1 protein-coding gene is annotated in these 456 nt (G+C 37.5%); it reads right to left on the bottom strand.

The annotated features are described in order from the left end of the window. A partial coding sequence (locus tag SORDD16_RS10020) for a T7SS effector LXG polymorphic toxin (RefSeq protein WP_241734071.1) occupies positions 1 to 456 on the bottom strand: 456 nt, incomplete at both ends.

Raw genomic sequence — 456 nt, 5'->3', positions numbered from 1 at the left:
CTTTCTGAATCCGAAAACTGACCACTAGTCGAGCTCGCAAATGTCTGCAATTTTTCTAATTTCTTTTGTAACTCATCTCGCTTACTCGTTGCATTTGAGATAATTCCTTGAACATTACTTTTGTAAGTAGGATTGACGTCCTTTAGATTGGATAAACTGTTCAAAATAGCTTCTTGAGTCGAGATGGTTGTATTCTTCGCTTCAATTTGCTTTTGAAGTGTCTCCTCATCTAGACTTTCTCCTCCGACTTGTGAACGGTAAAGAGTCGGTAATTCACTAGCTTTTCCTCCTAGACTCTCTGAAAATAGGATAACTCCTCTTACTAGAGGAACCATTATATTTTCCGCATAGGACTTAGCACTATCATAGGCTTTACCTTTTAATTCTCCCTCTGTAATCAGTTTATTAAAGGCAGTAATGACATCGTTATAATAATTCACACGGCTGCTTAATACC

Source organism: Streptococcus oralis (assembly GCF_001578945.1).
Taxonomy (GTDB): Bacteria; Bacillota; Bacilli; order Lactobacillales; family Streptococcaceae; genus Streptococcus; species Streptococcus oralis_Q.
Note: the sequence above shows the minus strand (reverse complement) of the source record. Positions and strands in the feature narration are given on the sequence as shown.